This is a genomic window from Vagococcus acidifermentans (genome assembly GCF_003987655.1).
Classification (GTDB): domain Bacteria; phylum Bacillota; class Bacilli; order Lactobacillales; family Vagococcaceae; genus Vagococcus_B; species Vagococcus_B acidifermentans.
The window spans coordinates 153,060-172,248 of record NZ_NGKC01000003.1; the positions used below are offsets into that span (position 1 = coordinate 153,060).

19 protein-coding genes are annotated in these 19,189 nt (G+C 45.2%); 14 read left to right on the forward strand and 5 right to left on the reverse strand.

The genetic code is table 11. The features are described from left to right. Nucleotides 1–448 precede the first annotated feature (448 nt). Nucleotides 449–2,281 (forward strand): type 1 glycerol-3-phosphate oxidase, encoded by a 1,833-nt coding sequence (gene glpO, locus CBF27_RS04240; RefSeq protein WP_126812704.1) that lies wholly within the window; start codon nucleotides 449–451, stop codon nucleotides 2,279–2,281. A gap of 67 nt (nucleotides 2,282–2,348) precedes the next feature. Here glpO and sstT read toward each other — a convergent pair whose 3' ends face one another. Further along, a complete protein-coding gene (gene sstT / locus CBF27_RS04245; protein WP_425469918.1) occupies nucleotides 2,349–3,599 on the reverse strand; it encodes a serine/threonine transporter SstT in 1,251 nt (416 codons plus the stop codon). A 137-nt stretch (nucleotides 3,600–3,736) separates the two neighbouring features. Further along, the gene (locus tag CBF27_RS04250) at nucleotides 3,737–4,648 is read right to left on the reverse strand and encodes an acetamidase/formamidase family protein (protein WP_126812708.1); all 912 of its coding nucleotides are present in this window, start codon (nucleotides 4,646–4,648) and stop codon (nucleotides 3,737–3,739) included. Nucleotides 4,649–5,113: 465 nt separating this feature from the next. Here CBF27_RS04250 and CBF27_RS04255 point away from each other — a divergent pair, with 465 nt between their 5' ends. From CBF27_RS04255 to grdD, 8 genes are all read left to right on the forward strand, one after another. Further along, complete coding sequence (locus tag CBF27_RS04255; RefSeq protein WP_126812710.1) at nucleotides 5,114–5,506, forward strand: GrdX family protein; 393 nt, start codon at nucleotides 5,114–5,116, stop codon at nucleotides 5,504–5,506. An 88-nt stretch (nucleotides 5,507–5,594) separates the two neighbouring features. Further along, nucleotides 5,595–6,881: a glycine/sarcosine/betaine reductase component B subunit gene (locus CBF27_RS04260; protein WP_126812711.1), complete on the forward strand. Its 1,287-nt coding sequence runs from the start codon at nucleotides 5,595–5,597 to the stop codon at nucleotides 6,879–6,881. A gap of 51 nt (nucleotides 6,882–6,932) precedes the next feature. Further along, nucleotides 6,933–7,406, forward strand: a complete 474-nt coding sequence (grdA, locus tag CBF27_RS14340; RefSeq protein ID WP_126812851.1) for a glycine/sarcosine/betaine reductase complex selenoprotein A — start codon at nucleotides 6,933–6,935, stop codon at nucleotides 7,404–7,406. Between the two features lie 36 nt (nucleotides 7,407–7,442). Then, entirely contained in the window at nucleotides 7,443–8,747 is a 1,305-nt protein-coding gene (grdB, locus tag CBF27_RS04270; protein ID WP_126812713.1) for a glycine reductase complex selenoprotein B, read from the forward strand. A gap of 58 nt (nucleotides 8,748–8,805) precedes the next feature. Then, nucleotides 8,806–9,762: an NAD(P)/FAD-dependent oxidoreductase gene (locus CBF27_RS04275; protein WP_245985948.1), complete on the forward strand. Its 957-nt coding sequence runs from the start codon at nucleotides 8,806–8,808 to the stop codon at nucleotides 9,760–9,762. A 13-nt stretch (nucleotides 9,763–9,775) separates the two neighbouring features. Continuing rightward, nucleotides 9,776–10,099: a thioredoxin TrxA gene (gene trxA / locus CBF27_RS04280; protein WP_126812715.1), complete on the forward strand. Its 324-nt coding sequence runs from the start codon at nucleotides 9,776–9,778 to the stop codon at nucleotides 10,097–10,099. A gap of 46 nt (nucleotides 10,100–10,145) precedes the next feature. Continuing rightward, nucleotides 10,146–11,681 carry a glycine/sarcosine/betaine reductase complex component C subunit beta gene (gene grdC, locus CBF27_RS04285; protein WP_126812717.1) on the forward strand — a complete coding sequence of 512 codons (1,536 nt, stop codon included), beginning with the start codon at nucleotides 10,146–10,148 and terminating at the stop codon, nucleotides 11,679–11,681. A gap of 12 nt (nucleotides 11,682–11,693) precedes the next feature. Further along, on the forward strand, nucleotides 11,694–12,851 hold the full coding sequence (gene grdD / locus CBF27_RS04290; RefSeq protein WP_126812719.1) for a glycine/sarcosine/betaine reductase complex component C subunit alpha: 1,158 nt from the start codon (nucleotides 11,694–11,696) through the stop codon (nucleotides 12,849–12,851). Nucleotides 12,852–12,903: 52 nt separating this feature from the next. Here the strand turns inward: grdD and CBF27_RS04295 are convergent, their stop codons facing one another. From CBF27_RS04295 to deoC, 3 genes are all read right to left on the reverse strand, one after another. Next, nucleotides 12,904–13,110 carry a hypothetical protein gene (locus tag CBF27_RS04295; RefSeq protein WP_126812721.1) on the reverse strand — a complete coding sequence of 69 codons (207 nt, stop codon included), beginning with the start codon at nucleotides 13,108–13,110 and terminating at the stop codon, nucleotides 12,904–12,906. A gap of 117 nt (nucleotides 13,111–13,227) precedes the next feature. Next, nucleotides 13,228–14,538: a DUF1576 domain-containing protein gene (locus CBF27_RS04300; RefSeq protein ID WP_126812723.1), complete on the reverse strand. Its 1,311-nt coding sequence runs from the start codon at nucleotides 14,536–14,538 to the stop codon at nucleotides 13,228–13,230. Between the two features lie 335 nt (nucleotides 14,539–14,873). Continuing rightward, nucleotides 14,874–15,584 carry a deoxyribose-phosphate aldolase gene (deoC, locus tag CBF27_RS04305; protein WP_126812725.1) on the reverse strand — a complete coding sequence of 237 codons (711 nt, stop codon included), beginning with the start codon at nucleotides 15,582–15,584 and terminating at the stop codon, nucleotides 14,874–14,876. Nucleotides 15,585–15,720: 136 nt separating this feature from the next. Here deoC and CBF27_RS04310 point away from each other — a divergent pair, with 136 nt between their 5' ends. From CBF27_RS04310 to CBF27_RS04330, 5 genes are all read left to right on the forward strand, one after another. Beyond that, the gene (locus CBF27_RS04310) at nucleotides 15,721–16,140 is read left to right on the forward strand and encodes a PTS sugar transporter subunit IIA (RefSeq protein ID WP_170174998.1); all 420 of its coding nucleotides are present in this window, start codon (nucleotides 15,721–15,723) and stop codon (nucleotides 16,138–16,140) included. Nucleotides 16,141–16,164: 24 nt separating this feature from the next. Next, on the forward strand, nucleotides 16,165–16,656 hold the full coding sequence (locus tag CBF27_RS04315; protein WP_126812729.1) for a PTS sugar transporter subunit IIB: 492 nt from the start codon (nucleotides 16,165–16,167) through the stop codon (nucleotides 16,654–16,656). A gap of 15 nt (nucleotides 16,657–16,671) precedes the next feature. Further along, on the forward strand, nucleotides 16,672–17,514 hold the full coding sequence (locus CBF27_RS04320; RefSeq protein WP_126812731.1) for a PTS mannose/fructose/sorbose/N-acetylgalactosamine transporter subunit IIC: 843 nt from the start codon (nucleotides 16,672–16,674) through the stop codon (nucleotides 17,512–17,514). Nucleotides 17,515–17,529: 15 nt separating this feature from the next. Further along, nucleotides 17,530–18,345, forward strand: coding sequence for a PTS system mannose/fructose/sorbose family transporter subunit IID (locus CBF27_RS04325; protein ID WP_126812733.1), 816 nt, complete (start codon nucleotides 17,530–17,532; stop codon nucleotides 18,343–18,345). Between the two features lie 61 nt (nucleotides 18,346–18,406). After that, a complete protein-coding gene (locus CBF27_RS04330) occupies nucleotides 18,407–19,126 on the forward strand; it encodes a GntR family transcriptional regulator (protein WP_126812855.1) in 720 nt (239 codons plus the stop codon). The last annotated feature ends 63 nt before the right edge of the window (nucleotides 19,127–19,189 follow it).

Sequence of the window (19,189 nt, forward strand, 5' to 3'; positions counted from 1 at the left end):
GTGCTCAGTTAGGCTTAGTTGCCGGCCGGGAAAAACGTGAGGAAATCAGCATTTTTGAAATAGTCGGGATAGACATGCAGGATTTAGTGACAGCCAGGGCGATTATAATAAAGCTGTCGAAAAGAAAATAGGGACGGGATGGCCTTAAAAAAGCAGGCGTGCAGCGGTTGCAGGAATTGCCGAAAGCATTCAGCGGGTAAACGGAGTGCTTTTTTTACGGGCTTGCCGCGTTTATCCGGAAGTGAAGCTAACTATGTGTGTATCTGGAGTGTTTTTGTTAGAATGGAAGTATGAAAGACGCAGTTGGTCTTCCTGTTTTTGCAATTATCAGCAGGTGAGCTGAATGATTTTTGAAAAGCGTTTTCAACTCGCTTGAAGGAAAGGAAGGATGGGTCCATTTCAAGAGTTCAACGTGACTAATCAATCATTTACAAGGAGGAAATAGTTCATGGAGTTTTCAATGGCACAACGACAGCAGTACATCGAAAAAATGTCAACAGAGCAGTTGGATTTGCTGATTATCGGCGGCGGTATTACTGGCGCAGGGGTGGCGCTTCAGGCCAGCGCCTCCGGATTAAAAACCGGTTTGATTGAGATGCAGGATTTTGCTGAAGGGACATCTTCCCGTTCAACGAAGCTGGTGCATGGCGGCATCAGATATTTGAAAACGTTTGATGTCGGCGTTGTCGCGGATACCGTGCAGGAGCGGGCAGTCGTTCAGCAAATTGCCCCGCATATCCCGAAACCGGACCCTATGCTGCTGCCTGTTTACGATGAACCGGGAGTCACTTTTGATATGTTTTCGTTAAAAGTGGCGATGGATTTATACGACCGCCTGGCAGATGTGACAGACAGCCGGTATACGAACTACCTGTTGACCAAAGAAGAAGTGCTGGAAAGACAGCCGTTTTTGAGAAAAGAAAATCTGCTTGGGGGCGGCGTATATCTCGATTTCCGTAATAACGATGCCCGTCTGGTTATCGAAAACATTAAACAGGCGGCTGAAGACGGCGGATATATGGTCAGCCGGGCCAAAGCAGTCGGTTTTATTTATGATGATTCGAAACAAATCGTCGGTGTCACGGCTGAGGATGTTCTGACCGGCAAAACATTTGATATCCGCGCCCGTGTGGTGATCAATACGGCAGGTCCGTGGGTGGATGACGTGCGTGCGCTTGATAAGACACATGAACTGGTTCCGCAAATCAGACCGACAAAAGGAGTGCATCTCGTTGTAGACCGCAGTAAACTGCCGGTTCCTCAACCGACTTATGTGGATACGGGTAAAAATGACGGACGGATGATTTTTGCCATACCGCGGGAAAATAAAACCTATTTCGGAACGACCGACACAGATTATACAGGTGATTACAAACACCCGACTGTTACTAAAGAAGATGTGGACTACCTGCTCAGCGTGATTAATTACCGTTTCCCTGATGCCGACATCACCCTGTCAGATATTGAAGCCAGCTGGGCCGGACTGCGCCCGCTGATTGCTTCCGGCGGCGGCTCGGATTACAATGGCGGTCAAAGCGTACACATCACAGATGAAAGCTTTGATGCAGTGGTCAACATAGTTGGCAGCTACCTTAAAAAAGATGCTTCCCGTACAGAAGTTGAAACTGTTTTGAAAAACGTAAAACAGTCAGCCGGCGACAGTACCAGTGCGCCGTCATCGATTTCCCGGGGCAGTCATTTGGAAAGAGAGGCAGATGGTTTAGTCACACTTTCAGGCGGAAAAATCACCGATTATCGTAAAATGGCAGAAGGCGCCATGGCTTTGATTGTCAAACTGCTGGCAGAGGAACATGACCGCCGCTTTACCGCCGTTGATTCCAAAACATACGCTGTTTCGGGCGGGAAATTTGATGCATCTGCTGTGTCGGAGGCGCTGCTGTCCTACACGCAACAAGGCGTCGATAAAGGACTTTCAGAAGCGGATGCAGCTTATTTGGCTGAACTCTACGGTTCGAACACTCCGAAAGTCTTGTCCCTGCTGGAGACGGCAGATATGGTTCCGGGGCTGTCAATCGCGGACTCATTAAGTCTGCTTTATGCCATGAGGTATGAAATGACCTTAACGCCGGTCGACTTTCTCCTTAGACGCACCAATCACCTGCTGTTTATGCGGGACACATTGGATGATATCATACAGCCCGTGTTAGATGGCATGGCGAACTATTATCAGTGGTCGCCGGAAGAAAAAGACGAACAGCTGGCTGTGCTGAAGCAGGTCATCGCCGAATCCGATTTAGCTTCATTAAAAGCCCAATCATAATTGAACTGAACCAAAAACACTTCGTAAAGACAAGTACCAATGTCTTTGCGAAGTGTTTTTATTTTTATTACGGATGAAGTTGTTTGGCGTTTTTAACCCGCTCTGTGATATTTACCGATACACCTTCGCGTTTCAGATCATAAAATTCTGCTGCCGCGGTAAACAGCAAGTCACTCGCCGAGTTGACCGCCGTTTCCACCGAGTCTTGAATCACACCGATGATAAATCCGATTGCGACTACTTGCATCGCAATGTCATTTGAAATATTGAACAAACTGCAGGCGAGCGGAATCAGGAGCAGACTGCCCCCAGCAATACCGGACACACCGGTGGAAGAAATCGCAGCAAGCAGGCACAACAGGAAAGCAAGGAAGAAAGGTGTCGCTATTTCTAGTGTTTGAGCAGCAGCAAGAGTCATAATCGATATCGTAATAGCAGCGCCGCCGCTGTTGGCCGTAGCACCAAGGGGAATGGAGATCGCATATGATTCTTTGTCCAACCCCAGCTCTTTTGCCAAGGCCATATTGATAGGAATATTGACTGCCGAGCTTCTTGTGAAAAATGCTGGAATGCCGCTTTCTTTCATGCACCAAAACGTTAAAGGAAACGGATTTTGCCGAATCAGCAGAAAAATCATGAGCGGATAAACAATAAAAGAAACAAACAGCATTGTACCGACAACCAGCAAAATCAGACGCCCGTAACTTACCAGTCCATCCAGTCCGATTTCCGCGACAGAAGAAAAGACGAGTCCCGTGATACCGACAGGCGCTAACTCAATCACCAACTGGACGACATGTGTCACCATACCGGAAACGTCGGAAAAAAACTGCTTGGTCGTTTCACTACATACTCTCAAGCTGATGCCTAGAAGGCAGCCCCACATTAGGATGGCGAGGTAATTGCCGGTGGTGACCGCTTCGATAGGATTCATCACCGCGTTCATCAAAATACCGGTTAAAATATCCTGAATATTGCTGGGTGCGTCATGTCCTGTGACAGGATTGGGAAGCGCCAACGCAACAGGGAACAGGTAGCTGGCAAAAACGGCTGCCAGTGCCGCAACAAAGGTAGCCAGCAGATATAGCACAATCACTGTTTTAAGATGTGTTTTGTTGCCGTGTTGATGTTTGCCGAGTGAATCAATAATTAATAAAAACACCAGCAGCGGGGCGATGGCTTTCAGTCCGCCGATAAATAAATTTCCTAAAATGCCAATTGCTGTCCATGTTGGCGCAACAAGTCCGAGAACGGTTCCTAAAACAACGCCGATACTGATTTTTTTAATAAGCGACATGTGTGTGATAACTTTCATAATTCTCCTCCTGTTAACTAAAAACTGGCAGATTAAAACTGCCAGTTAAGTGTAACAAAGAATGTTTTGCAGAGGATTTTTTTGTTTGTCTCGGTCAGACAAAAACATCTGTCTGACCGGAAAGTCATCAGGTAAGCTATTTACGGATGCGAGAGAATATCCGACATGGACAGAATCTCACGCGGTATTTCTGCCCGGATGGTTTTCATCGGATTGACGACTTGCGAGATGTGTAAATCCATGACTTGACTGGCCAGGACGTATGCTTCCTCCCATTTGACATCAAGGGCCTTTTCGATGTAAGCGACAGCTGTACTGGCGGCTGCCGTCATCGCGGCTTCCAAGGTGTCGCCTGAGGCAATGACACTAATCCCTGTGTCTGATTCCAGTACTGGCCAGGCCAAGTGTTGCCGCGGCTGTTTCAGCACTGTCACTCGTAAAGTCACCTCGCTGGCAATTTCCAGACCGGTAAAGCACAATTCGCCATCAGCCATCGCGGCGTGGCAGTCCCCAAGTGCCAGTTGAGCGCCCTCTTGGTTAACTTGGAAGTAAAGTGTGGTATTGTTCGTGATGACTTTTGAATCCATATTGCCGCCGTGCTTCCACGGTGTGTGCGTGCCCCAGCTGCCGTCTGCCTTTGCGGGAGCAACCCCAATGACTCCAATCATCGGCCGCACGGGAATTTTTTTGCCGAGATAATGTGCAAAACCGTCCTCAATCGGAATGATGCTGACGATAGGAGCTGTCGCTTCTTCCGGCAACCCGCCTTCATTCGGGACAGCAGCTGCGACGCTCTGATTCGGGACGCTAATATCCAAAATATCAATTTTCAGCACATCTCCTGCTTCTGCTCCTTCAACATAGATCGGTCCTGTCGCTGGATTCACGATATCCATGTCGATTTCCATCAGCAATTGTGTATCGCTTGTGATTTGCTGATGGAAACAATCATTTGTTTCAACGATGACTGTTTCCCCGGAAGCCATGCGGTATTGTTCGGTCAAACCGTGTTCGAAGGTATAAATGACATTATTTTTTGAAAATTTCTTCATTGTCCATTCCGCCTTTCTTAAATCAATGCTTTACTGTCATTGTACCACAGAGGCCGTTTGATGACTTCAGACAGCAAAATAGAAAATGATATTGATGGAGACAGAAGAAGTGGGAGAGGTAGATGTTAAAGTCTGAAGACGGTTGTAAAATAACATATAAAACAAAAATAAAAATAATTTAAAATAACTTGACGCTTACTTTTTAAAAACCGTGGTTAAAATGAAAATATGTTGAAAATGCTGAATTGTGTTTAAACGGTATAGAAATGACGCTAGAATATTCTTGTTATTTTTACTTTAAAAAAAATACTGTCATTCATAAAAAAAAGTTATTGACCTTATTATTAGAGAGATATATAATCGTTTTGACTATTAAGTTATCAGTTGCTTGAATATGTGAAAATAGTAACATTTTGGATTGTGTTTCACATCATTTTATTATTTTCTGAAAAAGAGGTGTAGTTTATGATTATCGTAACGAATAATCCGGAAGTTCCAGACAAAATGAAAGCGATTAAAAAAACATCTATTGTGTTTGTGGATGGGGAATACAAAGATGTTCTCCTGCAAACACGGCGGTATATCGTGGATGAGCAATTGGTTTTGCTGACGCATCCTTTGAGCGGCAGCATCAAGCCGAATGAAACGTATTATAAATCCATCTGTCTGTCAGAAGAAGCACGCGACTGGATTGATCTTGAGAGTTTAACATACATCGAAAGAGCGCTTGATGTGTATGAGGCGTTTTATAAAAATCAACCCCGTCCAAACTGGACTGATTCAGTCTTGCTGGATTTTGCTAAAATTGATTACCGTATCATGGCGGATACGCTTCAACGGATGGGGGTCCAAACTTAGGTGTCTAAAAAAGTTTATATAGATACAAATTCGGTAAAGGAGGTTTATGATTCATACGGTTTGTTTAAATAAGAATTGAGGTGAAGGAATGAAGTTAGAGCTTGGGAAAATTTTAATCCAAGATGTCATCGTTGGCAGGGATGAAAAAATTGAGAACCAGACATTGTATATCAATGATGAGGAAATCAGCAATCTGGTTTTAGCGGACGATCGTCTGATTTCTTGTCAAGTAGTTATTGCTAAACCTGGTGACAGTACTAGAATCACACCTGTGAAAGATGTCATTGAGCCAAGATGCAAAGTGGCTTCAGCCGGCGGCATATTTCCGGGTGTCATTAACCGGGTGGATACAGTCGGCAGCGGTCGGACGCATGTCTTGAAGGGATGCAGTGTGATGACTGTCGGGAAAATTGTCGGCTTTCAGGAAGGGATTGTGGATATGACCGGACCTGGTGCCGAGCTGACCCCTTTTTCCAAATTAATCAATATTTGTCTGGTGATATCGCCCCGTGACGGAGTGGAACCGCATCAATATGAAGAAGCTGTCCGTCTGGCAGGACTGAAAGTTGCGGATTATCTAGGCAAGCTGGGGCAATCAGTCACTCCTGACGAACTGGAAACTTATGAAACACTGCCGTTTCTTGAACAGGTCGAGCAGTACCCTGATCTTCCTAAAGTCGGTTACGTGTATATGCTTCAGACGCAAGGACTGCTGCACGATACGTATGTTTACGGCACGGATGCAAAACACATTATCCCGACAGTGCTGTACCCGACGGAAGTCATGGACGGTGCGGTTATCAGCGGGAATTGTGTCTCTGCCTGCGATAAAAACACGACATATCACCACCAGAACAACCCGATTATAGAAGACTTGTATCAGCAGCACGGCAAGGAAATCAACTTTGTCGGTGTTATCATCACCAATGAGACTGTTTACCTTAAAGACAAACAACGTTCGAGCGACTTTGTGGCAAAACTGGCGGAATTTCTCGGTTTGGATGGTGTCATCATCTCTCAAGAAGGATTTGGCAACCCTGATACAGATTTGATTATGAACTGTAAAAAAGTGGAAGAAAAAGGGATTAAAACAGTCATCGTGACCGATGAATACGCTGGCAGGGATGGCGCCAGTCAGTCTTTAGCAGATGCTGACAAACTGGCAACCGCCGTGGTAACAGGCGGCAACGCGAATGAGCTGATTACGCTGCCTAAGATGGCAAAAGTTATCGGCCAGCTGGATTATGTCGATGTTATCGCCGGAGGATTTGACGGCAGTTTGAATGCTGACGGTTCCATCGAAGTCGAAATTCAAGCTATTACCGGTTCAACCAATGAACTTGGCTTTAACTATATGTCCGCTAGAGGCGTTTAGCATAGGGCATAGAAATGAGTGCGCTTACAAACGATAAGGAGGAAACGAATGATGACATTACAACTTGCTAATAAAAAAGTGTTAGTTATCGGTGACCGTGACGGTGTTCCGGGACAGGCGATTGAAGCTTGTCTGGCGAATACCGGAGCAGAAGTGATTTTTTCGTCAACAGAATGCTTTGTTTGAACGGCTGCCGGCGCAATGGATTTGGAAAATCAACGTAGAGTGAAAGAAGCAGCAGAAACTTACGGTGCTGAGAACGTTGTTGTACTAATTGGTGCAGCAGAAGGCGAAGCCGCAGGTTTAGCTGCCGAAACGGTAACGAACGGTGATCCAACGTATGCAGGTCCATTGACGAACGTGCAGCTAGGTTTAGCTGTATACCATGTTGTTGAACCAGAATTTAAAGAGCTTGTCGATGATACAGTATATGACGAACAGGTCGGGATGATGGAGATGATATTGGATGTGGACGATATCACAGCAGAAATGACCGATATCCGGAATGACTATTCTAAATACTGATGACCCAAGCGGTATATTCAAGTAAGGAGGCGTACTATGACAAATAGGTTTAGAGTGGTTCACTACATCAACCAGTTCTATGCAGGGATTGGCGGTGAAGAAAAAGCCGACACAAAACCGTTTGCCAAATCAGAGATTATTGGTCCGGGGATGGCATTCAGCGAGGCGCTGGGAGATACTGTTGAGATTGTCGGCACAGTGGTCTGCGGCGACAGTTATTTTAATGAAAATCTGGAGACGGCGGAGCAGGAAGTCCTTGCCTTCATCGAGTCTTATCGTCCTGATTTAGTGATTGCCGGTCCGGCTTTTAATGCGGGCAGGTATGGAATGGCTTGCGGCGCTGTGGCCAAGGCGGTCATGCAGAAATTGAACATTCCGGCTGTTACCGGGATGTATGAAGAGAATCCGGGCGCTGACATGTACAAAAAGGATGCGTACATCGTGCCTACCCGCAACAATGCGGCCGGCATGAGAAAAGCTGTGCCCGTTATGGCAAAACTAGCATTAAAACTTCTGAATAAGGAAGAAGTCTCACCGGAAACTGACACTTATTTTGTCAGACACCGAATGAACCATATGACGGCAAAACGCGGCTCGGAAAGAGCTGTAGACATGTTGATTAAAAAAATAAAAGGGGAACAGTTTGTTACCGAATACCCGATGCCTGAATTTGATAATGTCCAGCCGTCTGAAGCGTTGACGCACCTTGCGGAAGCTAAGATTGCGTTAGTGACTTCCGGCGGTATCGTGCCAAAAGGCAATCCGGATCATATTGAATCAAGCAGTGCATCCAAATACGGGACGTACTCGATTGCTGAATACGGAGCGTTAAGTGCGGCTACGCATGAAACAGCCCATGGCGGCTATGACCCGGTCTATGCCAATCAAGATCCGAATCGGGTGCTTCCGCTAGATGTGTTGCGCGACATGGAAAAAGAAGGAGAAATAGGCAGCCTGCATGACTATTTTTATACAACGGTCGGCAACGGCACCTCGGTCGCCAATGCACGAGCCTATGCAGCAGAAATTTCTAAAAAACTGCAAGCTGACGGCGTCGATGCGGTGATCTTGACTTCCACCTGAGGCACATGCACACGTTGCGGTGCAACGATGGTGAAAGAAATAGAAAAAACAGGCATCCCTGTCGTTCATATTTGTACAGTCGTACCGATTTCATTGACAGTCGGCGCGAACCGAATCGTCCCTGCAGTAGCTATTCCTCATCCGCTGGGCAATCCGGCTCTGGACAAAGCAGAAGAGAAAAAGCTTCGGCGCACAATCATCGAAAAAGCCTTGCTTGCTCTGACAACAGCAGTTGCCGAGCAGACAGTTTTTGAATAACAACCAGTTGAACTGCCTGAATGTTTCATTCAGGCAGTTTAAGAAAGGAGCTGAATAAGTGAGTATTTATGATGTAGTGATTATTGGCGGCGGACCTGCAGGGTTGACAGCTGCTTTGTATAATGCACGGGCAAGAATGAAGGTCATCGTACTGGAACAAACCAAACTGGGAGGTCAGATTGTTTCCACGCACGAGATTGCCAACTTCCCCGGTTCAATCAGGACACCGGAAACCGAGACAAGCGGACCGGAACTAATTGCTAGAATGACCGAGCAAGCCAAAGAATTTGGGGCTGAAATAGCCTTGCGGAAAGAAGTGTCATCATTAGAGCTGTCAGATACAATCAAACGGGTCACTTGTACTGACGGCACTGTTTATGAAACTTACGCCGTCATCTGTGCTAATGGCGCATACCCGCGAGAAATCGGCTGCCCCGGTGAACGTGAACTCCGCGGCAAAGGTGTTTCTTACTGTGCGACGTGCGACGGGGCGTTCTTTGAGGAATTGGAAGTTTATGTCATTGGCGGAGGCAATTCAGCTGTAGAAGAAGCTATGTTTATTACCAGCTTTGCCAGAAAAGTGACGCTCATTCAAAATCTTCCCCATTTGACAGCTGATGCAATAGCCGTTGAGCAGGCTAAAGCCAACGATAAAATCGAGTATGTCTTCAACTCTGTGGTTGAATGTATTGAAGGCGACGGCATGGTTGAAGCAATGACAATCAGAAATACCCAAACCGGTGCATTGACTCGAATTGAGGCGGATGAAGACGACGGGCTGTTCGGCATTTTTGTCTTTATCGGAGCTGTTCCGAATACCAGCGTGTATGAAGGACTTATTGCACTGGATGAGTATGGGTATATGAAGACCGACGAGGCGATGAAGACCAGTGTTCCCGGTGTCTTTGCCGCCGGCGATATCCGCCCGAAAGTGCTGAGACAGGTCGTGACAGCCGCCGGAGATGGTGCTGTCGCCGCTTTTTCTGCGCAGAAATATGTTGAGAAAATCAAATAAGGAGGCAACACGGATGATAGAATTAACGCTGGAAAATTTTGATGAAGAGGTGACAGACAACTCCTTGCCTGTTTTGGTGGATTGGTGGGGTGAGTCCTGCGAGAATTGTCTGGCTCTCATGCCGGTTGTGGAGGAATTGGCCGCTGAATATGGCGATTCAGTTCATTTCACTAAATTCAACACGTCGCAAAAAAAGGTGCGCCGTTTTTGCATCAAGCATAAAATCCTCGGACTGCCGGTTATTTCTCTATACAAAAATGGTGAAAAAGTCGCTGAACTCAGTCAAGACGACTGCAATAAAGAGGCGATAGAGGCAATGATTAAAACCCATTTGTAAAACCGCAGCGCCAAAAGTCTCAACTATTCAATAAAGGAGGATGTCAATGAATTATTCAATCTTACGCGGGGCGAGCTATGTCCTTGTCCACACACCGGATATGATTGAACATAACGGGACAACACAGACAACCGAAAAAATCACCACGCCTGAGAGCAGTTACCTGAAAGATTTGTACCAACATATCAGAACCTATGAAGAGGTCGTCGATTATGCACCGAACCAAACATATATCGGCAATATGACTTATGACGAGCTGAAGCAGATTCCCCAGCCGTGGGTCAATCAGCAGAACAGCGGTGTACGGGACGGTCGTTTTGGCGAAATCATGCCGGAACTTGAATTTTACGGGTTGCTGCAAATCGCAGATGTGTTTGAGTTGGTGCATCTGGAAGAGCAGTTTGCCGAACAGGTGCGTGATGCACTGGCGGCACATCCTCTCTTTAAACAGGATGTTGCTAAAATCAAACATACTAAACCGCTTGAATGGCTGGAAAAAGAGCTTGCCGATAACGACGGGGAAGGGCTGTACTTCGACAGACAACTGGTGGGATGCGTCAGCCGCGCACACCAGCTTGACCCCAATCTGAATGCCCATATCATGCTGGAAAACCTGGTTGTTAAGGCCAGCGGGATACTGGCGCTGCGGCATCTGCTGGCTAAACACCGCATCAATCCGGCAGATGTCGACTACGTCATCGAATGCAGCGAAGAAGCATGCGGTGATATGAACCAGCGCGGCGGCGGCAACTTTGCCAAGTCAATTGCTGAATTGTGCGGCTGTGTCAACGCGACCGGCAGTGATTTGCGCAGTTTTTGTGCAGGACCGACGCATGCGCTGATTTCTGCTGCTTCACTGGTGGCGGCGGGGACGCATAAGAACGTTGTAATCGTTGCCGGCGGTGCAACAGCAAAACTAGGCATGAACGGCAAGTCGCATGTTGCCAAAGGGTTTCCGATTTTAGAGGACGTTCTTGGGGGATTTGCTGCACTTGTCAGTGAAAATGACGGTATCCATCCGCTGCTTAGACATGATTTGACCGGGATGCACAAAGTATCCAGCGGCTCCAGTCCTCAAGCGGTAACGACAGCTTTGATTGCAGATGCACTGGACAAAGCAGGACTGACAGTCAACGATATTGATGCCTATTCCGTCGAGATGCAAAATCCTGATATCACCAAACCCGCCGGTGCCGGCGATGTACCGATTTCCAATTTAAAAATGATTGGAGCTATCGGCGTTTTGCGAAAAGAACTTGAGAAAAAAGAGCTGATGGCTTTTGTCAACGACAAAGCGCTTGTCGGCTGGGCGCCGACTCAAGGACATATTCCAAGCGGAGTGCCTTATCTCGGATTTGCCGTAGATGACTTAACTGCCGGCAATAAACACCGGGCGATGATTGTCGGCAAGGGGTCGCTGTTTCTCGGCAGAATGACCAACTTGTTTGACGGGGTGTCGATAATTATTGAACGGAATACCGGCCAGGCAGTGCAAAGCAGTCAGGCTGATTTGGAAGCACTTGTCAAAGCAGAAGTGTCTCAAGCACTGAGACGATTTGCCGACAGTCTTGCTGTAGATTAGGGGTGAGCTGTCATGTCTAATCATGTAAAGAACACGGTTAAAAAAGTATTCGAAGATTTAGCAGATGCCATCGATACGGGCAGCATGGAAAAGAGACTGAAAATCGGCCTGACAATTGACGGCAGCGAACTGGGGCCGGATGTCATGAAAGAGGCGGCGTATGCCATCCGGAAAAAGAATTTGTTTGACCTGGTCCTTATCGGGGACGATGCGGACTGGACGGATGAGTTTATTCATGTGTCCACGACCGATTGTCAAAAAGATGCTTACAGTAAGATGGAAGAGCTTCTGGAAACTGGGGAGATTCAAGGCTGTGTCACACTGCACTATAATTTTCCGATTGGTGTGTCCACAGTCGGCAGAATCGTGACTCCGGCTTTCGGGAAAGAAGTGCTGATTGCGACCACAACAGGTACTGCCAGCGCGAATCGTAATGAAGCGATGGTACTGAATGCCGTCAACGGCATCATCGCGGCTAAAGCTACAGGCATCACGCATCCGACCGTCGGCATCTTGAATGTGGACGGAGCAAGAACTGTTGAACGGGCATTAGTGACGCTTAAAAAGAACGGGTATGACATCATATTCGGGGAAAGCCGCCGTGCTGATGGCGGTGCCGTTTTGCGGGGGAATGACTTGCTGACTGGCGCTGTTGATGTGGTGGTTTGCGACAGTTTGACAGGCAATCTTCTCATGAAGCTGTTTTCTTCTTTCAATAGCGGCGGCAGCTACGAAGTGCTCGGCTCGGGCTATGGTCCGGGTATCGGGGAAAATCATTCAGCCAATATTTGTATCATTTCCCGTGCGAGTGGTGCGCCGGTTATCACAGGTGCATTGATGTATGCGTATGAACTGGCAAGGGGGCAGTTGCCAAAGATCAGTCAAGCTGAGTATCAACAGGCAAATAGTGCCAAACTCAAACAAATTTGTGAAAGTTTGCAACCAGTTGTTATTGAACATCAAGCAAAAGCGGCTGCACCGGAAAAAGAAGTAGTGACTTCAGAAATTTCCGGTATTGACGTGATGGAACTGGATGATGCGGTGGCGGTTTTATGGAAAGAAAACATCTATGCAGAGAGCGGCATGGGCTGTACCGGGCCAATCGTGCTGGTAAATGAGGCTCATTATGAATCTGCCCGTACGCTGCTGGAACAAGCTGGTTATTTATAGAAAAAGCTGCCGCGAGTCGTTAAGACGCAAGCGGCAGCTTTTTTCAGTTTATTTAGTGCTTCTTTTTTGCTTGATGCGATGCGGCAAATAGCACGCCTAGCCCAGCTGCAATCAAAATAAATGCCCCGGCAGTCAGTAGATAATTAACTAGTAAACCGCCGGCGAGCCCGGCCAGCAAAGCACTCGTGTAACAGCCTATTTGCAACCGGCAGATTAACCGGCATTTGTCAGCAATCGGATGTGTTGATGGTTTGTTCATGTACTGCCTCCCAAAAAATATGCGATGTTCCGACGTAGCGAAGAAACGGCTGCGCTTTTACAAAAACATCTACCTAAAGCCAGTAACAGTTGCTGGCTTTAGGCAGATGTTTTTAAGTTAGAAAAGCTGTTTGCGCCAGTTTTTATGCTGCAGTTTATCAAGCACAGGTACGAGAAAGGCAGCGACGAACCCTCCGGAAAAACCGTTGTTGTATAAATTGACCCCGCCGTGGAGAATGCCGACGTTATTGACAAGTACCAGATTCAAGGCGCCCGCTATGATGCCGGCAAAAATCCCGTAATAACTTGAAATAGGCGCAAGGGTCGAGCTGAACAGGGCGGCTACCAGCACACCGGTACTGCTGGTTTCCACGTTGGTAAATAGCGATGCGAGAAAGACACCAGCCAAGACGGGCAGATAATTGAATGGCTGCACACGATAAGCACTGAATCCGATTAATGTAAAAAGTGCACCGACGACAGGACCATCCAGATTTCCTCCAACGAGAAAAATATAGGCAATCCCGATCAATCCGACAGTCCCCATATTGAAGAGTGCAAGTCCGGGACCTTCATCCACCGTAAAGTCGGTCATGTGGTTTTTGTGGCTGACAAACAGTGCGTTGTAGTGACGGAAACTTTTGTCATTGTAATAAAAGCCCAATAGGCAAAGAAACAGGCAAGTGATGGATAAAAGCATTGCCAAAAAAAGATTGTTTCCGGAAGAAATCCGGCTGACAGTTCCTATTTCAAGATTAAAGGCACGGAGTATAGCCGCATAGAGCATGCCGACCATGCCGCCGGTAAAGCCGAGATTAAATAAATTAAATCCGCGGTGAAAGGCAACAAAGTGATTGGCCAGCGGCGGCAAAATGAATCCGATTGCCAGCCCTGCTAAAATCCCGACAAACAAGCCCAAACCAATTGGTAAATCAAACCCGAAAGCAAGCATGCTGACGGCAGGTGCAAGCGATGTGCCGAACAGACTTGGCAGAATATAGTTGGCAAAAGGTTTCTTATTGTATTTAGAAAAAAGATAGACGCCCAGAATGATCGGTAGAGAGTTTAATAAATTTTTCCCGAAGAAAGAAAAGCCGCACATAGTATAAAGTGAAGCTGTCAGAAGACCGGTCTGAGGAGCCTTGGAGAACCAAATGATGAAGATGCTGACGATTGTCGTCAATCCGCTGTTAACAAGAGCACTGCCAAGGTTTGCAATTTCAATGTAATCTGTTAATAGATTGCCTGGATTAAATGTGATTTGATACAGTCCTGACAGTAAGTTTTCAGGACGTTCGACCATAAAACCGAGAAGAATAAGAATAGAGCTGTAAATAAACGTCAATATGTAAATTGTATTCGGTGTATGGCATTTGAGATTGCTTAGAAGTTGAAAGGTAAATGAATTTTTTGAAGCGCCATTTTCCATCAGATGCTCCTTTCTATTTTTGTTAATCTGAGTATAACGAGTTCGAAAAAAAGTGTCAATAAAAAACAAATATTTTTTCTGACTCAACTAAACATTTTTCTTTAAATATTAAAATATCACCGTTTTTTCTAATTTTATTATATTTTAAATGATAATAAGATAACTAAATGCGTGTGAAGAGGAAGGCGCGGACGGTTGCATGAATAGTGTGTGATATGTTTGAATTTTTTTATGTGTTGTACGCTCATGTACAACATTAAAAAAGCCGGCGATTTCCGGTTATCGGCATGATAAACGGAAATCACCGGTTTTTATACCAGAGTCATCGTGTCTTTTTAGATAGTGAAATTGTCTGTGCCATTTTCATTCAAACGCTTTTCCAGTTCAGTAATGATGGCGATGCCCGAACTGGTGCCGATTCGTTCTGCGCCAGAGGCAATCATTTTTAAAAACGTGTCAGCATCACGAATGCCGCCAGCTGCTTTCACTTTCACGTCATCACCAACGTGACGTTTCATCAGCGTTACATCCTCAACGGTTGCACCGCTTGGTCCGAAACCAGTAGATGTTTTAATGAAATCAGGCCCGACCTTTTTCGCAATGTGGCATAAACTGATTTTTTCGTCATTTGTCAAATAAGCATTTTCGAAAATAACTTTTGAAATGACGTGGTGCTCTCGGCAGACTTGAACAATTTGTGCCATTTCTTGTTCAATATAGTCCCAGTTGCCATTTTTTACTTCAGTTAAGTTAATCACATAATCGATTTCAGTCGCTCCTGATTTAATGGCGTTTTCTGTTTCGAATAACTTTGCTTCAATGGTTGTTTGACCTAGCGGGAAGCTGATTGCAGCACCAACATGGACGCCAGTGTCTTTAAGTTCCTCGCGGCATAATTGGGATTGGACTTGGTTGACGGCGACCATTTTAAACTGATACTCAGCAGCTTCCCGACACAGCTGTTTCATATCTTGTTTGGTTGCAGTCGGTTTTAAATTTGTGTGGTCAATCAGTTGTGCCAATTCTTGTAACGAATAATTTTTCATGTGTAACACTCCTTATTGTAATTACATAATAAGAATATAAAACGTTTTACACTGTTTGTCAAGAAAAAAATGTTGACATATAGAGTGGAAGGGTTTACTATATTTGTATAATGTAATTACATAAGGAGGTTTTATTTTGGATATTCTGTTATTATCGCATGGCAAGTTGGCTGCAGGACTGCTTGACAGTTATAACATGATAGTCGGTGAAAATGACCGTGTATCAGCAATCGGGCTAACCGATGAAGGCATAGGGTTATTTAGAGAACGTTTGCAGCAGTACATGGCAGACAAAAAAGATCGCGTCACACTTATTTTAACGGACATTAAGGGCGGAACGCCATTTAATGAAGCCTACAATCTATTGCTGCAGCACCCGGAAGATATTAAGGTCGTGACTGGCATGAACTTGCCAATGTTGATTGAGTTAGGTATGAAATTAGAAGGTCAGACGAGTTTGTCAGAATTGTACGCAGATGTGATAAATGTTGGGAAAGAAGCTGTATCCGGCATTGAGGAACTTTCTCAAGACACGGATGACGACATTGATTTTTAACAAATTGGGAGAGGAGATAGCAAAATGACAATTAGTTTAGCAAGAGTAGACGACCGCGTTATTCACGGTCAAACTACAACAAGATGGACAAAGATGCGGCCGGTTCAAGGGATTTTAGTAGTTGGTGACAATATTGCGTCTGATGATTTAAGAAAAAGGGTTTTGAAAGCAGCTGCCGGGAACCTGAAATTAGGTATTTACACGGTGGAGCAAGCGGTAGAAAGCATCCCTAAAGGAGTCAATTCATCGAAAAAATTTTTCCTCATCAGTGATTCGCCGCAAACTTTTGCACGTTTGACAGAACTAGGTGTTGACTTTGGCGGTAAATTGAATGTTGGACCGATGAACACTAGAGAAGGCGCCAAAGTGCTGGGGAGGACAGTTGCCATTGATGAAAAGGATTATGATGCGTTCAATTACATGGAAAGTCAAGGTATAGAAATTGAATTTCAATTGTTGCCGGATGATGAAATCAAATCTTGGAGCAGCATGAGAAAGAAATATGAATCACTATAGATAGGAGGAATTAATATGGAGCTTAGTTTATTTTTCCCAGCTTTATTGACAGGTGTATTTTGTTATTTAGGTGCGATTGAATCACCCTGGCTGTTCGGGATGAGCGGCGGCTTTTATGTTGTCGGTCGTCCGCTAGTTGCAGGACTGCTAGTAGGATTGGCATTCGGCGATGTTCGTGCAGGTGTTTTATGCGGGCTGGCTGTTCAGGGCGTGTTCATTGCCAATTTGTCAACCGGTGGTGCTACGAACAGTGAAATAACTTATGCAGCGTACGGCGGAATCGGTTTGGCAATGGCAACTACGAAAGATCCGGCAATTGCAGTGACTTTGGCTATTTTGATAGGGCAGACATTTGGACTCATCTTTTATAATACTCGTATGGCTTTGTATTCTTTCTGGAATAACCGCGCGCAAAAAGCCGCGGAAGATTTAGATGACCGGGGCATTGTTCTCAATCATGTGGTTTATCCGCAGATTACCACCTTTTTATTAAGAGCTGTGCCGATTTTTCTAGCAATTTACTTTGGTAGAGGGCTTGTTGATTGGCTTCTTGCCAATGTGCCGCAAGTCATTACAGACATTATTTCTGTCCTTGGCGGTGTGCTGCCGGCACTTGGTATCGCAATGTTAATGGGGATTGTGGTGAAGGAAAAGATGCACTTAATCTTCTTTTTTGCCGGTTTTGTACTGATGGCTTTTGCAGGTCTGAATATGATTGCACTGGTATTCATCGCAGCACTTGTCGCTTATATCGTATATTTGGCTGCATCCGACACAATTCAAGTTTCAGGCGGCTCTGCTATTCAAACCGAGATTCCTGAAAAAAATGCGGCATTTGAAGATGACGACTTATTTTAAGAAGGGAGTACTAAAATGGCGGAACAGAATAAATTAACAAAAAAGGAATTAAGACAAATCTGGAGACGATGGGGATTCACTCATTTATCTTCCATGAGTTATGAAAAATTGCAGGCACACGCATGGGCATTTGCTTACTTGCCGTTTGCTAACAAATACTACGCGAATGATCCTGAGAAAAAACGCAGATTGTTGTTGCGTCATTCGATGTTTTATAATACAGAACCGCAGACTGGACAGGTAATAAACGGCATCGTTGCTTCGCTTGAAGAAGAAATAGCTGTCGGCGGAGATGTACCGGAAGAATTGCCAATCAACATTAAAGCCACTCTGATGGGACCTTTAGCAGGGATTGGTGATTCGATTATTCAGGGGATTATTGTGCCGATTCTACTTTCAATCGCAATGGGGTTGGCAGCCGGCGGCAATGCTATCGGTCCGATTTTTTACATTATTTGTTACGGGCTGGCAGGACCTTTGATTTCCTATTTTAGTTTCATGAACGGATATAAGTTAGGGGTCAACGCAATAGATGTTATTATCGGTGAAAATGCTAAACGTATCACAGATGCGTTTAATGTGTTAGGGATAATGGTAGTTGGCGGATTGGCTGCGTCAAATATTGCCTTAATCACAAAGCTGAAAATTCCGATGGGGGACGAAACACAACAACTGCAAGAGGTTCTGGATGGTATCTTCCCTAAAATTTTACCACTAGCAATGGTGTTGCTGGCATGGTATTTATTGACATCTAAACAACTGTCGGCAACCAAAGTGATTCTGGTTTTGACTGTTATTTCAGCAGTCGGCGTCGTCATTGGTGTATTTTAGTTAATTCACTGGTGGAAAGCTTTCGAATGATGCTATAATCTTATGTAGTGAGGTGATTCGTATTAAACTGCCATTGCATAAGAAAATCGAACAGGATTTGTTAAAAAAGATAAAGAACGGGACGTATGAAGAAGGACAGATTATTCCCACGGAGATGGAGCTGTCAAAGGCTTACGGTGTCAGCCGGCCGACTGTCAGGCAAGCTGTTCAGACATTAGTCAATGAAGGCTATCTTGAAAAACGCAAGAAGCGGGGGACAATTGTCAAAAGACCTAAAATCCAGCAGGAATTTACTCGCGTCGTCGAAAGTTATGATTCTGAGATGAAACGTAAAGGCATCATCCCTAAGACTAAAGTTCTCGTATTTAAAAAAGATTTTGCCAGTGAAGAGGTGGCGGAAAACCTGAATATAAAAGAAGGGGATGCTGTCTACAAAATGATGCGTCTGAGATATGCCGGTGAGAATCCAACGGTGCTGGTTACATCGTTTATCCCTGAGTATTTGTTTCCACACTTGTCTGAGATAGATTTTAGTCAGCACCTTCTTTACCAGACCTTTAAAGAAATGAATCATCCGATTCAGAGTGTTATCAGGAAGCTGGATGTCATTTCAGCTGATGAAACGACCAGTGATTTACTTGATGTTGAAGAAGGGTCGCCTTTGTTTTACTTCCATACGACAGGTTTCACCTATGACAAGGTGCCGATTGAGTATTCTATTTCGAAATATCGCGGCGATTTAAACTCTTTTGTGTTTGAAATAGCTGCGGACAATATTTAATCAATAAGTTGTGAACTGATAAAGCTGTTTTTGCTTTATCAGTTCTTTTTTGATTTTTATGTA

Excerpts from the sequence above, each read along its gene's own strand:
- glpO (WP_126812704.1), top strand. The coding sequence starts at position 449 with ATGGAGTTTTCAATGGCACAACGACAGCAGTACATCGAAAAAATGTCA.
- CBF27_RS04250 (WP_126812708.1), bottom strand. The coding sequence starts at position 4,648 with ATGAAGAAATTTTCAAAAAATAATGTCATTTATACCTTCGAACACGGT.
- CBF27_RS04255 (WP_126812710.1), top strand. The coding sequence starts at position 5,114 with ATGATTATCGTAACGAATAATCCGGAAGTTCCAGACAAAATGAAAGCG.
- CBF27_RS04260 (WP_126812711.1), top strand. The coding sequence starts at position 5,595 with ATGAAGTTAGAGCTTGGGAAAATTTTAATCCAAGATGTCATCGTTGGC.
- trxA (WP_126812715.1), top strand. The coding sequence starts at position 9,776 with ATGATAGAATTAACGCTGGAAAATTTTGATGAAGAGGTGACAGACAAC.
- grdC (WP_126812717.1), top strand. The coding sequence starts at position 10,146 with ATGAATTATTCAATCTTACGCGGGGCGAGCTATGTCCTTGTCCACACA.
- grdD (WP_126812719.1), top strand. The coding sequence starts at position 11,694 with ATGTCTAATCATGTAAAGAACACGGTTAAAAAAGTATTCGAAGATTTA.
- CBF27_RS04295 (WP_126812721.1), bottom strand. The coding sequence starts at position 13,110 with ATGAACAAACCATCAACACATCCGATTGCTGACAAATGCCGGTTAATC.
- CBF27_RS04300 (WP_126812723.1), bottom strand. The coding sequence starts at position 14,538 with ATGGAAAATGGCGCTTCAAAAAATTCATTTACCTTTCAACTTCTAAGC.
- deoC (WP_126812725.1), bottom strand. The coding sequence starts at position 15,584 with ATGAAAAATTATTCGTTACAAGAATTGGCACAACTGATTGACCACACA.
- CBF27_RS04315 (WP_126812729.1), top strand. The coding sequence starts at position 16,165 with ATGACAATTAGTTTAGCAAGAGTAGACGACCGCGTTATTCACGGTCAA.
- CBF27_RS04320 (WP_126812731.1), top strand. The coding sequence starts at position 16,672 with ATGGAGCTTAGTTTATTTTTCCCAGCTTTATTGACAGGTGTATTTTGT.
- CBF27_RS04325 (WP_126812733.1), top strand. The coding sequence starts at position 17,530 with ATGGCGGAACAGAATAAATTAACAAAAAAGGAATTAAGACAAATCTGG.